General features: G+C 46.0%; 16 protein-coding genes. All 16 read left to right on the plus strand.

The annotated features are described in order from the left end of the window. Window positions 1–12 precede the first annotated feature (12 nt). The 16 genes from atpG to CHH58_RS10010 all read left to right on the plus strand — a co-directional run bounded on the left by atpG (window position 13) and on the right by CHH58_RS10010 (window position 15,953). Complete coding sequence (gene atpG, locus CHH58_RS09935) at window positions 13–879, plus strand: ATP synthase F1 subunit gamma (RefSeq protein WP_095228070.1); 867 nt, start codon at window positions 13–15, stop codon at window positions 877–879. Window positions 880–902: 23 nt separating this feature from the next. Continuing rightward, window positions 903–2,297 carry a F0F1 ATP synthase subunit beta gene (gene atpD, locus CHH58_RS09940; protein ID WP_095262446.1) on the plus strand — a complete coding sequence of 465 codons (1,395 nt, stop codon included), beginning with the start codon at window positions 903–905 and terminating at the stop codon, window positions 2,295–2,297. Window positions 2,298–2,335: 38 nt separating this feature from the next. Further along, the gene (locus tag CHH58_RS09945) at window positions 2,336–2,740 is read left to right on the plus strand and encodes a F0F1 ATP synthase subunit epsilon (protein WP_123921909.1); all 405 of its coding nucleotides are present in this window, start codon (window positions 2,336–2,338) and stop codon (window positions 2,738–2,740) included. A 193-nt stretch (window positions 2,741–2,933) separates the two neighbouring features. After that, window positions 2,934–3,167, plus strand: coding sequence for a DUF1146 family protein (locus tag CHH58_RS09950; RefSeq protein WP_095228074.1), 234 nt, complete (start codon window positions 2,934–2,936; stop codon window positions 3,165–3,167). Between the two features lie 78 nt (window positions 3,168–3,245). Continuing rightward, the gene (locus CHH58_RS09955) at window positions 3,246–3,953 is read left to right on the plus strand and encodes a YwmB family TATA-box binding protein (RefSeq protein WP_095262447.1); all 708 of its coding nucleotides are present in this window, start codon (window positions 3,246–3,248) and stop codon (window positions 3,951–3,953) included. A 33-nt stretch (window positions 3,954–3,986) separates the two neighbouring features. Then, window positions 3,987–5,294, plus strand: a complete 1,308-nt coding sequence (murA, locus tag CHH58_RS09960; protein ID WP_095219341.1) for a UDP-N-acetylglucosamine 1-carboxyvinyltransferase — start codon at window positions 3,987–3,989, stop codon at window positions 5,292–5,294. A 165-nt stretch (window positions 5,295–5,459) separates the two neighbouring features. Then, window positions 5,460–6,284 (plus strand): M55 family metallopeptidase, encoded by an 825-nt coding sequence (locus CHH58_RS09965; protein WP_095262448.1) that lies wholly within the window; start codon window positions 5,460–5,462, stop codon window positions 6,282–6,284. Between the two features lie 12 nt (window positions 6,285–6,296). Then, on the plus strand, window positions 6,297–7,232 hold the full coding sequence (locus CHH58_RS09970) for an ABC transporter permease (protein ID WP_095262449.1): 936 nt from the start codon (window positions 6,297–6,299) through the stop codon (window positions 7,230–7,232). 1 nt (window position 7,233) lies between these two features. Beyond that, complete coding sequence (locus CHH58_RS09975; protein WP_038564099.1) at window positions 7,234–8,187, plus strand: ABC transporter permease; 954 nt, start codon at window positions 7,234–7,236, stop codon at window positions 8,185–8,187. A gap of 4 nt (window positions 8,188–8,191) precedes the next feature. After that, window positions 8,192–9,181: an ABC transporter ATP-binding protein gene (locus tag CHH58_RS09980; RefSeq protein ID WP_095228079.1), complete on the plus strand. Its 990-nt coding sequence runs from the start codon at window positions 8,192–8,194 to the stop codon at window positions 9,179–9,181. Window positions 9,182–9,205: 24 nt separating this feature from the next. Further along, a complete protein-coding gene (locus CHH58_RS09985; protein WP_095232276.1) occupies window positions 9,206–10,831 on the plus strand; it encodes a peptide ABC transporter substrate-binding protein in 1,626 nt (541 codons plus the stop codon). Between the two features lie 77 nt (window positions 10,832–10,908). Then, complete coding sequence (locus CHH58_RS09990) at window positions 10,909–11,835, plus strand: S66 peptidase family protein (RefSeq protein WP_095232277.1); 927 nt, start codon at window positions 10,909–10,911, stop codon at window positions 11,833–11,835. Then, complete coding sequence (locus tag CHH58_RS09995) at window positions 11,832–12,929, plus strand: mandelate racemase/muconate lactonizing enzyme family protein (protein ID WP_095232278.1); 1,098 nt, start codon at window positions 11,832–11,834, stop codon at window positions 12,927–12,929. The genes CHH58_RS09990 and CHH58_RS09995 overlap by 4 nt, the downstream gene beginning before the upstream one ends. Continuing rightward, the gene (locus tag CHH58_RS10000; RefSeq protein ID WP_095262450.1) at window positions 12,926–13,813 is read left to right on the plus strand and encodes a C40 family peptidase; all 888 of its coding nucleotides are present in this window, start codon (window positions 12,926–12,928) and stop codon (window positions 13,811–13,813) included. Before CHH58_RS09995 ends, CHH58_RS10000 begins: the two co-directional genes overlap by 4 nt. Window positions 13,814–13,919: 106 nt before the next feature. Continuing rightward, complete coding sequence (gene spoIID / locus CHH58_RS10005) at window positions 13,920–14,960, plus strand: stage II sporulation protein D (protein WP_095228089.1); 1,041 nt, start codon at window positions 13,920–13,922, stop codon at window positions 14,958–14,960. Window positions 14,961–15,035: 75 nt separating this feature from the next. Next, entirely contained in the window at window positions 15,036–15,953 is a 918-nt protein-coding gene (locus CHH58_RS10010) for a peptidoglycan DD-metalloendopeptidase family protein (RefSeq protein ID WP_095262451.1), read from the plus strand. Window positions 15,954–16,095: the final 142 nt, after the last annotated feature.

Raw genomic sequence — 16,095 nt, forward strand, 5'->3', positions numbered from 1 at the left:
GCTGCATGCGCTTTGGCATCCTTAAGAGATATCCAGAGTAAAATCAACTCTACCAAAAAGACGAAACAAATTACGAAAGCAATGCAGATGGTTTCAGCGTCCAAATTGAGCCGCGCAGAACAGAATGCAAAAGCTTTCGTACCATATAGCGAAAAAATGCAGGAGGTTGTGTCACAGATCGCTGCTTCAGACGATGCGACACATCCGATGCTGCAAACACGTGCAGTCAAGAAGACAGGTTATCTTGTCATCACGGCTGACCGTGGTTTGGCTGGCGGTTACAACAACAACGTTATCCGTGAAGTGTACCGTACCATCCAGCATCAGCACGCTTCTACAGATGAATATACGGTGATTGCTGCTGGACGATTCGGCCGCGACTTCTTTAAGAAGAACAATCTGCCGATCGCCAAAGAAATCATCGGTCTGCCTGATCAGCCGGACTTTGCTGATATCAAGCAGATTGCATCGGAAGCAGTGGAAATGTTCCTGGAAGCGGAAATTGATGAATTGGTGATGTTTTACAACCATTACAACAACGCCATCTCCCAGGAAGTTACTTCCCAGAAACTGCTGCCGCTAACAGATCTTTCTGCGGATACAGGACGTTCCGTACAGAGCATGTACGAATTCGAACCGAACGCAGAAGAAATTTTGAAAATATTGCTGCCTCAATATGCCGAGAGCTTGATTTACGGCGCGCTGCTAGATGCGAAAGCAAGTGAGCACGCAGCCCGTATGACAGCGATGAGAAATGCGACAGATAACGCCAACGAGCGGATCGATGATCTAACGCTTACTTATAACCGAGCACGTCAAGCAGCTATTACACAAGAAATCAGTGAGATTGTCAGCGGAGCCGCTGCGCAGCAATCCTAAGAATACAGATAGGAGGGGTCTAGATGAGCAATGGTATCATTACGCAGGTCATGGGTCCGGTTGTGGATGTACGTTTCCCGAACGGCCACCTGCCTGCCATCTATAATGCACTAGTTGTCCAAGTGAACGAAACTACTTCTTTGACATTGGAAGTAGCACTTCACCTTGGTGACGACAGTGTACGTACAATCGCGATGTCTTCTACAGAAGGAGTACAGCGTGGAAAAGAGGTAGTGGATACAGGAGCAGCAATCAGCGTGCCTGTAGGAGAAGTTACTTTAGGACGTATTTTTAACGTATTGGGTGAGACAATCGATTTAGATGAGCCTATCCAAGGCGAAATCAAAAAAGACCCGATCCACCGTGAAGCACCAGACTTCGATAACCTGGCAACAGAGACAGAGATCCTGGAAACAGGTATCAAAGTTGTCGACTTGCTGGCACCATATATCAAAGGTGGTAAAATCGGTCTCTTCGGAGGAGCGGGTGTAGGTAAAACCGTTCTTATCCAGGAACTGATCAACAACATCGCACAAGGACACGGCGGTATTTCCGTATTCGCGGGTGTTGGTGAGCGTACACGTGAAGGTAATGACTTGTACTTCGAAATGAAGGACTCCGGCGTTATCGCGAAGACTGCCATGGTCTTCGGTCAGATGAACGAACCGCCAGGTGCACGTATGCGTGTAGCACTGACTGGTTTGACAATGGCAGAGCACTTCCGTGACCAAGAAGGTCAGGATGTACTTCTATTCATCGATAACATCTTCCGTTTCACACAAGCAGGTTCCGAGGTATCCGCATTGCTTGGCCGTATGCCATCAGCAGTAGGTTACCAGCCGACGCTTGCAACAGAAATGGGTCAGCTTCAAGAGCGTATCACATCTACAAATAAAGGTTCCGTAACTTCCATTCAAGCAGTATATGTACCAGCCGATGACTATACAGACCCGGCTCCGGCTACAACTTTCGCTCACTTGGATGCAACAACGAACCTTGACCGTAAACTTTCCGAGCAAGGTATCTATCCTGCCGTAGATCCACTTGCATCTACATCCAGAGCATTGGATGCTAACGTAGTCGGAGAAGAACATTACAATGTAGCACGTCAAGTGCAGCAAACATTGCAGCGTTACCGTGAATTGCAGGATATCATTGCAATTCTAGGTATGGATGAGCTTAGTGAAGAGGATAAACTTGTCGTTTCACGTGCGCGTCGCGTACAGTTCTTCCTTTCTCAGAACTTCCACGTTGCTGAGCAGTTCACAGGCCAAAAAGGTTCTTATGTACCTGTTAAAGAAACAGTTGCAGGCTTCAAAGGAATCCTTGAAGGTAAATACGATCACATTCCGGAAGATAGCTTCCGCCTTGTTGGACGTATCGAAGAAGTGCTCGAAAAAGCTGGCGTTAACCAATAAGCAGCAATCATGTAATAGTAGGATAGGAGGGGCTCCTGATGAGTACCGTAACAACAAGCATTGTTACTCCTGATGGCCCTGTTCTGGAAGAAGACTATGAAATGGTTAGCTGTACAGCGGAAAATGGTGAACTTGGTATCCTTCCAGGTCACATTCCGTTGGTAGCGCCATTGAAGGTTAGCTCGGTTCGTCTACAGATCCAAGGTCGCACAGATTATGTTTCTGTAAGTGGCGGTTTCCTTGAAGTCCGTCCGGACAGAGTCACAATTCTGGCTCAATCAGCCGAAAGAGCAAGTGACATTGATGTGGACCGTGCAGAACAGGCGAAGCAGCGCGCTGAGAAACGTTTGCAGGATAAGCAGGCTAACTTAGACCAAATTCGCGCTGAACAAGCGCTTAACCGGGCAATCAACCGACTTGATGTCGCGTCTCACGCCCGCTAAAAAAAACAGCATTCCGACAAGGGATGCTGTTTTTTTTATTATTTCATTTCCTGGGCAATAATGATGGCGGGGTTTAGCAAATGCCGTTATAATTTGAAGGAAATGCGTTTAATAGTACGGAAATTAGGATAACAAGGTATTATGTGGCTAGAGGGCGCGCATATGCCTATGTATCCGTTAAGGAGTGTATATCATGTTTTCGGTAATAGGGCAGGATGCAATGCTGGGTATAGTTTCCCACATAGCTTTTATGGCAATTACTTGGCGTATATTGATGGGGGTCAATGTAGATGCATTAATTAAGAAAGGGAAAGTATTTGAGGCTCGGATGCTGCTTATTTTCCTTACGATTGTTATTGGAACAACGGTAAGTAACGTATTCCTTCAACTTGTAACTTGGTCGAAACAGCTCCAGTATTTACTCTAGTAATCTAGCATAAGTGTATAAGCTTTTTAATCTCTGTTCATACTGTTTCTAAAATGGTCGGACAGGGGAGAAAGAAAAATGAAACATTATCTTGGATTAATCGTAGTTATCATTATGCTATTAGGTAATAGTCTAGAATCTTATGGGGAAGCAAAAGCTGACGTATCAAAAGACGTAAACCGTATGTATGATGTATTGGAAAGTGAAGGGGCCGAGCTTATGTCCTTTGAAATCACAATACGAGAAACAATTTCCCGGGACGATATCGAGGGGAAGTTGATGGATTTGAATAACGCGGGGACTATTGTAGAAGAAAAAACGGAAAAAGCTACAAAATTTATGGTACATACCCCCCATAAACAAAATACTGTTGCCGAACGTATATTGTTGGTAGTACCTACAGATAAGGAATACCAGGCGGAACTCATCTATACTGTTTCTGGTTCAAAATGGACAGAAAAGGTACAACAATCTGTCCAAGACTTGACATCTGATGCAGAATCGCGATTTTTCACATATAATGCGACAAAATTCGCTTGTCTCAAAGCGGGTTTCGGTGATAAAATAAGCGGTGGTATTTTGTTTCAGAATGTCATGAAAAAATTAGATGTTCAACCACTAACGAATATGCAAGATAACGTTTACACTACGACAACAGGATATACAACACAATTGAAAGCCAGCCGTTCCTTAGCAGACAACATGAATATCCAGCTTGCGCTGCATGATGGGAATGGGCAATCAACCGTAACTGTAGGAACGCCTATCATAACGACTGAATATTAATATAGTGAAATTGGACGCGGAGGAGAATGTAACTTGGAAAAAATCATCGTCCGTGGTGGAAGGCAGCTTAAAGGATCTGTCAAGGTCGAAGGTGCGAAAAATGCCGTACTGCCTGTCATCGCAGCAAGTATAGTTGCAAGTAAAGGAAAAAGTGTTATTCATAATGTCCCGGCTTTAGCCGATGTATTTACCATCAATGAAGTGTTACGCAGCATGGGTGCTGAGGTGGTATTCAGCAATGGAACAATCACTGTCGATGCCACAAAGCAGATGACGACAGAAGCGCCTTTCGAGTATGTTCGGAAGATGCGTGCATCTGTATTAGTTTTAGGTCCATTGTTGGCACGTTTTGGTCATGCGAAAGTTGCACTACCGGGTGGCTGTGCAATCGGTTCCCGACCAATCGATCAGCACCTGAAAGGGTTCGAAGCGATGGGAGCAAGTGTACAGGTCGGCAACGGTTTTGTAGAATTACGTACTGAAGGACGCCTGCAAGGCGCTAAAATATATCTGGATGTACCTAGTGTAGGTGCAACAGAGAACATCATCACAGCAGCCGCACTAGCTGAAGGAACAACTATTCTTGAAAACTGTGCGAAAGAGCCAGAAATTGTTGATCTAGCAAACTATCTGAATGCGATGGGTGCGAAAATCGTTGGCGCTGGTACAGAAACAATCCGCATTGAAGGTGTCGAAGAACTATCAGGCGCTGAGCATGTTATGATTGCAGACCGTATCGAAGCTGGTACTTTCATGGTTGCAGCTGCAATCACGAAAGGTGATGTACTGATTGAAGGCATCGAAATGGAGCATGTGCGTGCAGCAGCTGCCAAAATGGAAGAAATGGGTGTCATCATCAAGGAAGAAGCAAATGGCATTCGTGTTATCGGTCCTGACAAATTGACAGCGACAGATGTTAAGACGCTGCCACACCCAGGATTCCCGACAGATATGCAGTCACAGATGATGGCTTTGATGTTATGTGCAGAAGGCACTAGCATTATTACAGAAACAGTATTTGAAAATCGCTTCATGCATGTGGAGGAATTCCGCCGCATGAATGCAAAGATTAAAATCGAAGGTCGCAGTGTTATCATGGAAGGTCCGACAAACATGCAAGGCGCCGAAGTAGCGGCAACAGATTTGCGTGCTGGAGCAGCTCTAATTCTGGCAGGATTAATTGCAGATGGTTATACGCGTGTTACAGAGCTTAAGCATTTGGATCGAGGCTATGTGAATTTCCATGGTAAATTAGCAGAACTAGGTGCAGACATCGAACGCGTTAATGATGAAGTGTTCGAAGAAGCAGCTGCTACAATGGAAGAAACATCAACATATTAAGGCTATCAAAGATAAGTCCCTTTGTGAGAAGGGGCTTATTTTTTTATGTCTTTGTAAGAAAACCTTCCCTACAAATTGGTAATTCTTCTTCCTAAGCGTATAGGGCTATGCTATAATTATTTAGAAAATTCAACTAATATAGAAAGTTCGGAAGAGAGGGGTAGGATGAAATTATACCTATCGGTAGACATGGAGGGAATTGTCGGTTTACCGGACTATACATATGTGGACAGCTCAAAACATAATTATGAACGGGCAAGACGGATTATGACAGCAGAAACGAATGTCATCATTGATGCAGCGATTGATGCAGGTGCAGAATATGTTTTTGTCAACGACAGCCATTCTAAAATGAACAACCTATTGGTAGAGGAATTACATGAAGGGGCTTATTTGATATCTGGTGAAGTGAAACCGCTTTCAATGGTGCAAAGTCTGGATGCGAGCTTTTCAGGAGCAATGTTTTCAGGGTATCATGCGCGAGCGGGGCAGTTCGGCGTCATGTCCCATAGCATGATCCATGGCGTTCGTAACTTTTTCCTGAATGATGAGCCGATAGGAGAACTGGGTTTCAATGCGTATGTTGCTGGTCATTTCGGAGTGCCGGTCCTGTTTGTCGCAGGTGATGATCAAGCGTGTTTGGAAGCAAAGCGGCTTATCCCAGAAGTAGTAACAGCACCTGTCAAACAGACAATATCCCGTTCTGCTATCTTGACGCTGACACCAAAGAAAGCAGGTAAGCTTCTTCGTGAAAAGGTGAAAGAAGCATTGGAGAAAGTGGCGATAGCGGAACCGCTCGTCCCACCGGATAAAGTTGTCCTGCGAATTGAATTTACCAACTATGGACAAGCGGAATGGGCCCATTTGATGCCAGGCACCTATATAGAGCCGGGTACAACCATAGTCGCTTTCCCTGCCAAAGACATCATCGAAGCATATCGTGCCATGCTCGTCATGACAGAGCTGGCAATGCATACGACCTTCAGTTAGGAGTGACAGCTTATGGCGATATATCTGATTCGCCGTTTTGTAATTATGATAGCAACCATTTTCGTTATCGCGACACTGACATTCATCCTGATGCACAGCATTCCAGGGAATCCGTTCACAACACAGGACCGGAGCACGAGTGAAGCTGTTCAGGAAAACTTGAATGCACATTACCATTTAGATGAGCCAATGATCGTTCAATATGGTATTTGGCTCAAATCCTTGGCAACCTTTGATTTCGGTCCGTCCATCAAGCAACCGACTGAAACAGTGAATGATCTGCTTGTCCGTGGGTTCCCGATATCAGCGGAGCTCGGCATGTGGACAATTACAATCGCCCTTATTTCCGGTATTACATTAGGTGTCCTTGCTGCGTTGAAACATAACGGCATTATAGATTATATAGCGATGACATTGGCCGTATTAGGTATTTCCATCCCGAACTTCATTCTGGCAACCTTGCTGATTCAGCAACTGGCTGTAAATCTGCAGTTGCTGCCAGCAGCAACTTGGTCTTCACCGATGCATATGATCATGCCGATTATTGCTTTGGCGACAGGTCCTACAGCGATCATTGCCCGTTTAACAAGATCCAGCATGCTCGAGGTTCTGACACAGGATTATATCAAAACCGCACGGGCAAAAGGCCTGTCGCCAGCCAAAATCGTCATCAAGCATGCCTTGCGAAATGCGCTGATGCCGGTAGTAACCATTCTCGGTACATTGGTTGCTGCTATTTTAACAGGTACATTCGTCATTGAACGTATTTTTGCCATACCTGGTATGGGAAAGTATTTTGTTGAAAGTATCAATAACCGTGATTATCCGGTCATTATGGGAACGACCGTTTTCTACAGTGCCTTTCTCATTTTCATGCTGTTCCTAGTCGATATCGTTTACAGCATCTTAGATCCGAGAATCAAGCTGCACAAAAAAGGAGGCAGCTGATATGGAATATCATAATAGACCAATTGATACGACTGGACAGCAAATACCGGATGATTGGTTCCAGCCGATAGAGAAGGATCTGAACAAAGCGGAAGAAGTAGCACGTCCGAGTTTGTCCTTCTACAAAGATGCATGGCTGCGATTAAAGCAAAACCGCTTAGCCATTACAGGATTGTTCTTTTTAATCGTCCTAATTCTAGCAGCGGTCTTTGCTCCAATCTTCTCGCCTTATTCCATTTCAGAAGGGGCATTACGGAATCAGAACCTGGCGCCATCTGCAGCACATTGGTTCGGCACCGATAATCTGGGACGTGATGTATTCACGCGCCTCTGGCACGGAGCACGTGTATCATTGTTTGTTGGAGTAGCTGCTGCCTTGATCGATTTCTTTATTGGAATCATCTATGGCGGTGTCGCCGGCTATAAAGGCGGACGTACTGACAGTGTTATGATGCGTATCATCGAAGTACTTTACGGACTGCCGCATCTGCTTGTCGTGATTCTGCTGCTAGTCGTGATGGGACCAAGTCTGTTCACGATCATTGTAGCCCTGACTATCACCGGCTGGATTGGGATGGCCAGGATTGTCCGCGGTCAGGTGATGCAGCTGCGCAACCATGAATATGTACTTGCATCCAAAACATTAGGAGCGAGTACTGGTCGAATCATCCGCAAGAACTTACTGCCGAATACGATGGGACCGATCATCGTGCAAATCACGCTGACTGTTCCATCGGCAATCTTCGCAGAAGCTTTCCTTAGCTTTCTAGGCCTGGGTATACAGGCGCCAAATGCGAGCTGGGGATCTATGGCCAATGATGGTCTGTCTGCAATTCTCTCTGGAGATTGGTGGCTGTTGTTCTTCCCTGCATTGTTCATCAGTTTAACAATGTTTGCCTTCAATGTACTGGGTGATGGCTTACGGGATGCATTCGATCCGAAGCTGAGGAGGTGACACAATGGAAAAGATACTTGAAATTGATGACTTACATGTGCATTTCTCGACATATGGCGGAACTGTCCAGGCTGTCAGGGGTGTGAATCTTTATTTAAACAAAGGAGAGACGCTTGCGATTGTTGGGGAATCCGGCAGCGGGAAAAGCGTGACGAGTAACAGCATCATGCAGCTCATTCCATCTCCGTCAGGTAAGATCGTCCGAGGTTCTATTCGTTTCAAAGGCAAGGATCTCGTACAAACATCGAAAAAGGAAATGCGCGCTATCCGTGGTGTCGACATCTCGATGATTTTCCAGGATCCGATGACAGCACTCAATCCAACTTTGACTGTCGGTGATCAGCTGACAGAAGGGCTGAAGCAGCACTCATCAGTGAGCATTGGCAAAGCGAAGAAGAAGGCCATCGAAATGCTTCGTCTTGTCGGTATAACCAATCCGGAGAGTCGGTTGAAGCAGTATCCGCATCAATTCAGTGGCGGTATGCGGCAGCGTATAGTCATTGCCATGGCACTGATCTGTGAACCGGATTTGCTCATAGCAGATGAACCGACGACAGCACTTGATGTGACCATCCAGGCGCAAATCATGGAGCTGTTTAAAGAGATTCAAGACAAAACAGGTGTGTCCATCATTCTTGTCACACATGATCTTGGAGTCGTTGCCCGTGTAGCAGATCGTGTCGCAGTTATGTATGGGGGGAAAATCATTGAAACCGGTGATAAGGATGATATCTTTTATCGTCCGCAGCATCCGTACACGATCGGTTTGCTGCAATCCGTGCCGCGGCTCGATATGAAAGAAGATATTTTGCAGCCAATCGATGGGACACCGCCGGATTTGTTTGCACCGCCGCAAGGCTGTCCATTTACTGCCCGCTGTGCGCATGCGATGCAGGTATGTGCAAATGTACATCCTGCTACCAGTTATCTTTCCGATTCACATCAAGTGGAATGCTGGCTGCAGGATGCACGTGCCAAACGGCAGCCAGTCTGATCAAATTTTTAAGGGGGAAAAGAGATGAAAAGAAACTGGAAATTATCTATGATTGCTTGTCTTGCTGTATTAGTCCTTTTACTTTCTGCATGTACTGCCAATAACAGTGCCGGCGGAAGCGGCGGTGGTGAGGAAGGGGAGGACAAGAAAGTCCTGCGTCTTAATAACGGACAGGAGCCTACATCCCTTGATCCGCCAGAAGGCTTTGACAGCGTATCTTGGGTTATGGTCAACAACTTGATGGAAGGACTGACTCGTCTTGATGAAAGTCACCAGCCACAAGCAGCGATTGCGGAGAGTTGGGATGTCAGCGAGGACGGCAAGGAGTATACGTTCCATCTTCGAGAGGATGCCAAGTGGTCCAATGGTGATGACGTTACCGCTAATGATTTTGTTTACGCATGGAAGCATATGCTTGATCCGGAACAGGCTTATCAGCCGGCTTTCCTTGCATATGTGATCGAAGGTGCCGAAGCGTATAACAGTGGAGAAGGCAGTGCGGATGATGTTGCTATTGAAGCTGTCGACGAAAAAACGTTCAAGGTAACACTTACAGCACCAACAGGATACTTCCTAAATCTATTGACTAACCCTGCTTTCTTCCCGGTCAATGAAAAAGTCGCAGAAGAAAATCCGGAATGGTTTTCAGAAGCAGACACATATGTGAGTAACGGTCCATTCAAAATAGACAGCTGGTCGCATGACAAAGAGCTGATTATGGTCAAGAACCCGGAATATTGGGACGCTGACACTGTGAAGCTTGATCAAGTGAACTGGGCAATGGTTGCCGATAGGAATACAGAGTATCAAATGTATCAGAGCGGTGACTTAGACAGATCCTCCATCCCAGCAGATAATGCGAAGGAACTGATGGAAAGTGATGAACTGGTAACCGAGGTACAGGCTGGTGATCAATTCCTTCGCTTCAATGTACAGAAAGAACCATTTACGAATGAAAAGGTCCGTAAAGCATTTGCAATGGCAATGAACCGCGATGATATCGTCGAGTTTGTCCGCGGTATTGGCGAACAGCCTGCTCGCGGCTTTGTACCATATGGCTTCGAAACACCGGATGGCGGCGATTTCCGTGAAGTGAATGGCGATCTAGTCCAGGATGATACAGCCGAAGCGAAGAAACTTCTTGAAGAAGGCATGCAGGAAGAAGGCTGGGATGAGCTGCCGGCTGTGACATTGACTTACGGTACAAATACGGAAAATGAACGCTTAGCAGAAGGTGTGCAAAATATGCTTTCCGAAAACTTAGGCGTTGATGTAACATTGCAAACAGTCGAATCCAGTGTATTTAGCGAAGAGCAGACAAAGCTCGTCTACCAATTGTTCCGCGGATCCTTCTTAGCGGATTACGGCGATCCGGTTAACTTCCTGGAGAGCTTTACAACTGAATCCTCTTCTAACCGTACAGGTTGGTCTAATGAAGAATACGATAAGCTGATTGCTGACTCGAAAACACAAAGCGATGAGGCGACGCGTTACGAGATGCTGATGGAAGCAGAGAAAATCTTGATGGATGAAATGCCGATCATACCGCTTCACTTCTACCAGCATGTGTACTTGCAAAAGACGAATGTGAAGAATGTCATCATGCACCCAGTCGGCTACTTGGAGCTGAAATGGGCGGATATTGAATAAAGCAGAGGAGGAGAAGTGGTGAGAGCCACTTCTTTTCTGTCTGTCATACCATACATATAGACTAGGAGCAGGAGGAGATATTTGTGAAAGCATCTGTATGGAAAAAAGGAGATACAATCGGGATTGTATCACCGGCAGGACCGATTAAACGCGAGGAACTCGAGCGCGGGATCAAGATTGTGGAATCATTGGGTCTCCGCGTGAAGCTAGGAAAGCATGTGTATGATAAATATGGCTATCTTGCTGGTACTGACACTGATCGAGCTGCTGATTTGAACGACATGTTCAAAGATAACGAAGTAAAAGGAATCATATGTGCCAGAGGCGGCTATGGTTCTGGACGAATAGTCGAATTACTCGATTATGAGATTATCAAACAAAAGCCGAAAGTGCTGCTGGGATACAGTGATATAACGTATTTACATACAGCGATACGGCAGCGGACAGGGCTGATTACTTTTCATGGCCCCATGGTGGCTTCTGACATGGGAGAATCTGATTTTGCCAAACTGAGTTATGATTTGCTGCAGCAGTTCTTCATTCCACAGGATGTTATCTATACAACGGCTATATCTCCGCTAGAGGCCATCGTGCATGGCAAGGCTACAGGAACATTAGTAGGAGGAAATCTATCTTTGCTGACGAGCACGCTTGGTACACCAGATGAAATTGATACAAAAGGTAAGCTTCTGTTGTTGGAAGATGTTGCAGAACCACCATATAAAATCGACAGTATGCTGAACCAGCTGAAGCATGCAGGCAAGCTGAAGCAGGCAGAAGGTATTCTTATCGGAGATTTCAATGGTTGCGACTCGAATGAACCAGAAACGTCGCTCTCCTTTGACCAAGTCCTTGTTGATTATCTGACTGACTTGGAAAAACCAGTGCTCAAAGGTTTCCGGATCGGGCATTGCAATCCGAATATCACAGTGCCGCTTGGAACAGAAGCAACGATGGATACAAAGACGAAAACCTTGCATGTGAGTCCTGGGGTAAGGGCATGAAGGTTGCTCGAATAGATGTATACCAATCTGCCGTTCCTTTGAAAAAAGCCTTCAAGACGGCTCTGCGAACGGTGACAGTAGCAGAGGCTATCGTTGTAAAAGTGACAACAGATGACGGTTTAATTGGCTGGGGTGAAGCCCCGCCGACACATGTGATTACCGGGGACAGCCTGGCAAGTATTCGTTATGCCGTTGAAGCTGTCATCAAACCAGCCATCGTCGGCATATCACTACTTGAACGGGATGCATTGTTCCACAAACTGCAGCACTGTCTTGTTGGCAACACAAGTGCCAAAGCGGCAGTAGATATGGCATTGCATGACTGTATTGCACAGTATGCTGGTATGCCGCTATATCAGCTGCTTGGCGGTGCTAAGGATACATTGGAAACAGACTACACTGTCAGCGTCAATACACCATCGGAAATGGCATCAGACGCATTAGGCTATGTAAAAGATGGTTTCAGCACCTTAAAAATAAAAGTCGGCAAGGACGATATAGAAACGGACATACAACGGCTTCAAGCAGTTCGGGAGGCAGTTGGCAGCAGCATCACACTTCGGCTTGATGCAAACCAGGGATGGGATAGGAAGACGGCAGTCCGTGCTATCACCAGGATGGAGGATATGGACCTGGACATTGAACTGGTGGAACAGCCCGTAGCAGCTGCAGATGTGAAGGGTATGCAATATGTCACAGCAAATGTTCAGACACCAATCATGGCTGACGAAAGCCTATTTTCACCGCAGGACGTCCTTACACTCCTGGAAATGCGTGCGGCTGACTTGCTTAATATTAAACTGATGAAAGCAGGCGGCATCCAGCCGGCACTGGATATCGCCCGTATCGCAAAGGGTTATGATGTAGAGTGCATGGTCGGCTGTATGATTGAGTCTCGGATAGGCATCAGTGCGGCAGCACATCTGGCGGCCAGCCAGCAGCATATTACGCGGGTCGACTTTGACGCACCGCTCATGCTTAAGGAAGATATTGTAACAGGAGGCGTCCGCTATGAAGGAAGCAGATTGCTGCTCAACGCATCGCCAGGGCTCGGTATCCTGGCAGTGGATGTTCAAGGAGAAAAGGTAATATGAAAGAAAAGGTAATCGCTGTTTCTGTTGCTAATCTTTGGACAAATCCGAGCTCCTCCAGACAAGTAGATATACCAATTGTTACTAACCCAGCTGACCCATCGCGCTGGTTGTCTGAGCTTTCCCATACCGACAGATTGGAGCTCCATGAAAACAATCTGCTTCAGTCTCAAGTGCTATTCGGTACGACAGTATGGGAAGTGGATAGAAGGGATGACTGGGTCAAAGTAGTGATACCTTCTCAGCCAACACCAAAAGAGGTAGAAGGATATCCTGGCTGGATTCCTGCTCGTCAGCTTGCGGCTTCGCTGCCGAAGTCAGGTCACATGATTGAAGTACGAGCGAAGCAGGCAACTCTTCTGGTAGAAGATACTGGCGAGGTGGTTCAGCTTAGTTTCTTGACAAAACTGCCTTTCGTTGAAGATTCAAGAACAGCCTTTACCGTTTTGACACCGCACGGTCGAGGAAGAATCTCTAAGTCGGAAGGTAGCCTCTGGACCGAGCGTGTGGAAGACGGCGAGGCGCTAATCACGTATGCAGAACAATTCATCGGCCTGGACTATTTATGGGGCGGGATGAGCAGCTGGGGCTATGATTGCTCCGGATTCGCCTACAACATGCATCTTGCAGGGGGTTATGTCATTCCTCGAGATGCCAGTGCACAGGCTTTGGGAGGGAAAGCTATTGCTTTGCCTCAAGCAAAACCAGGTGATTTGCTGTTCTTCGCCTATGAGAATGGTAAGGGACGTGTCCACCATGTTGGTTTCTATTATGGAAATGGAAAAATACTGCATGCCCCGAAAACAGGAAAACAAATTGAAACCCTGAATTTGGCTGGCACAGTATATGAAAAAGAGCTTTGTGCCGTCAGAAGATATTGGAGCTGATAGAGTGCCCGCGGGTACTCTATTTTTTTATGGGGAGATGTTCTAGCAATCCATAGAAGATACATAGAGTAAAGAGTAGACCAGCAGGCAGATAAGGAGGTCCTCTATGCAAAACAAGAAGCCAAGCACAAAACGACGCCGCCTCAAGTCCCACGTCATCATCAGCATCTTGATTATCTGTTTATTCACCGTCATCGTGGCGCTCCCGACTTTGATTGTAGTACCATTTATAGACCCCGGTGGAATGGAGAGGACGGCAACGGCAATGGAACAAGAAAAAGAGATCAAGGAAACAGCCAGCGTAGCGGTGGAAGTGAGCCGTACAGCAAGCAATTCAGTTGAAACGGTTCCGCTTGAGACGTATGTGACACGTGTGGTCGCGTCTGAGATGCCCGCCGACTTCGAACTGGAGGCACTCAAAGCACAAGCTGTCGCAGCTCGGACATATGTAGTGCGTTATATGGAAGATCATCAAGCAGAGAAACCGGAAGCAATTGAGGTATCTGATTCTACCAGCGACCAAGTATATAAGAACGAAGAGGAGCTCCGCCAGGCATGGGGCAAGGATTATGAGGAAAAAATGACGAAGCTGACAGAGGCTGTGGAAGGAACAAGCGGAGAGATTATCATGTATGACGGCGAACCGATTACGCCTTCATTTTTCTCCACAAGCAATGGATACACGGAAAATGCGGAGGACTATTGGGAAAATCCGCTGCCATATTTGAAATCAGTTGAAAGTCCTTGGGATAAGCAATCGCCCAAATTTGAAGATCAGAAAGTGATTGAAATAGAAGAAGCAGAAAAGCTGCTGGGTGTCGATATTGATCCGAATAAACCGCCAGGTGAGTTGAAACGTAATAGCAGTCAGCGCGTATCTGAAATAGAAATTGGCGGCAAGCAGTTTACAGGCAGAGAAATCCGTGAAAAACTAGGACTCAAATCGACAGATTTCACGTTATCGATGAAAGATAATCATCTGATCTTCCAAACTAAAGGATATGGTCATGGCGTTGGGATGAGTCAATATGGTGCGAATGGCATGGCTGCAGAAGGGAAAACGTACAAGGATATCTTGACGTACTATTATAAGGATACCGAGATTAATAAACTACCGGCAGAAGGTGCCAAGCTGGTGTCTAAATAAGATTGGAAAAATTTTCTGAAACGTATGTATAGGAATCTATCTTTGTGACGACAATGGTTGCAGAGGTGATGATCTATGAAGGAAAAAAATAGCGTTTCAAAATCTAAATGGAAACGTCTTTTCCGTAAAAAATGGTTTTTCCCAGCATTGTATCTTGGTATTTCTGCTCTGCTTCTGACAGCCGTATTGTGGTACCAAAGCGGAACAAATGATCCCGAACAAGCAGAGGATGATAAAGGCATCTTCGACTCCCTGAATTTCGATGGAAATGAAGAAGCAACTCCTGTAGCAGAACAAGATGAAGTAGTGAAAGCTCCTGTAGCAGAAGATGCAGAAGCAACAGTCGTAACGAAATTCTACGATCACAAAGCAGACAGCGAAGCCCAAGAGAATGCACTCGTACTCTACGACAACAAATACTATCAAAGCACTGGAGTGGATTACGCTGCAGCTGATGGCGAAGCCTTCGACGTCTTAGCCGCATTGAGCGGTACAGTGACAGAAGTGAAGGAAGATGCCCTGCACGGTAACGTTATTCAGATCGAGCATAAAAATGGAGTAGCAACATATTATGCAAGTCTGGAAGATGTGAAAGTAGAAGCAGGCCAAGAAGTGAAGCAAGGTGATGTGCTTGCAACAGCAGGACAAAGCCTATTTGCAAAAGATAAAGCGACGCATTTGCACTTTGAAGTGCTTAACGGCGATACACCTGTAAACCCGGAAAGCTTTTTCAACCAGCCTGTAAGCAAATTGCAGGAAGCGAAAACAGAAACAGAAGCAGTGCAGGAAGAAACAGCTGACACAACTGGTCAGAACGAACAGACGGAGACAGAAGCTCCAGCGGAAGAAGATGCTGATGCAGAAGTAACTCCAACAGACGAATCAGGTGATAAAGAAGAAACACCAGATAGATCTGATGAAGAAAAATCTCCAGAACAAGATGAGCAGCCAGAGGGCGAAGCGACGTCTTCCTCCTCTTCAGCTCAGACTTGATTCGGCAGAAGCACCCCGAGCCCGGGGTGCTTTTTCTTTAGGCATAAAGCAGTCCAACAATAAAACTAAGAAACCTAATAATTTGTCGAACGAATAAGCCTTGAAACCGCTTGAAATTATCTGAAAAGATGGAATAATGAAA

The organism is Terribacillus saccharophilus (assembly GCF_002272745.1).
GTDB classification, from domain to species: domain Bacteria; phylum Bacillota; class Bacilli; order Bacillales; family Amphibacillaceae; genus Terribacillus; species Terribacillus saccharophilus_B.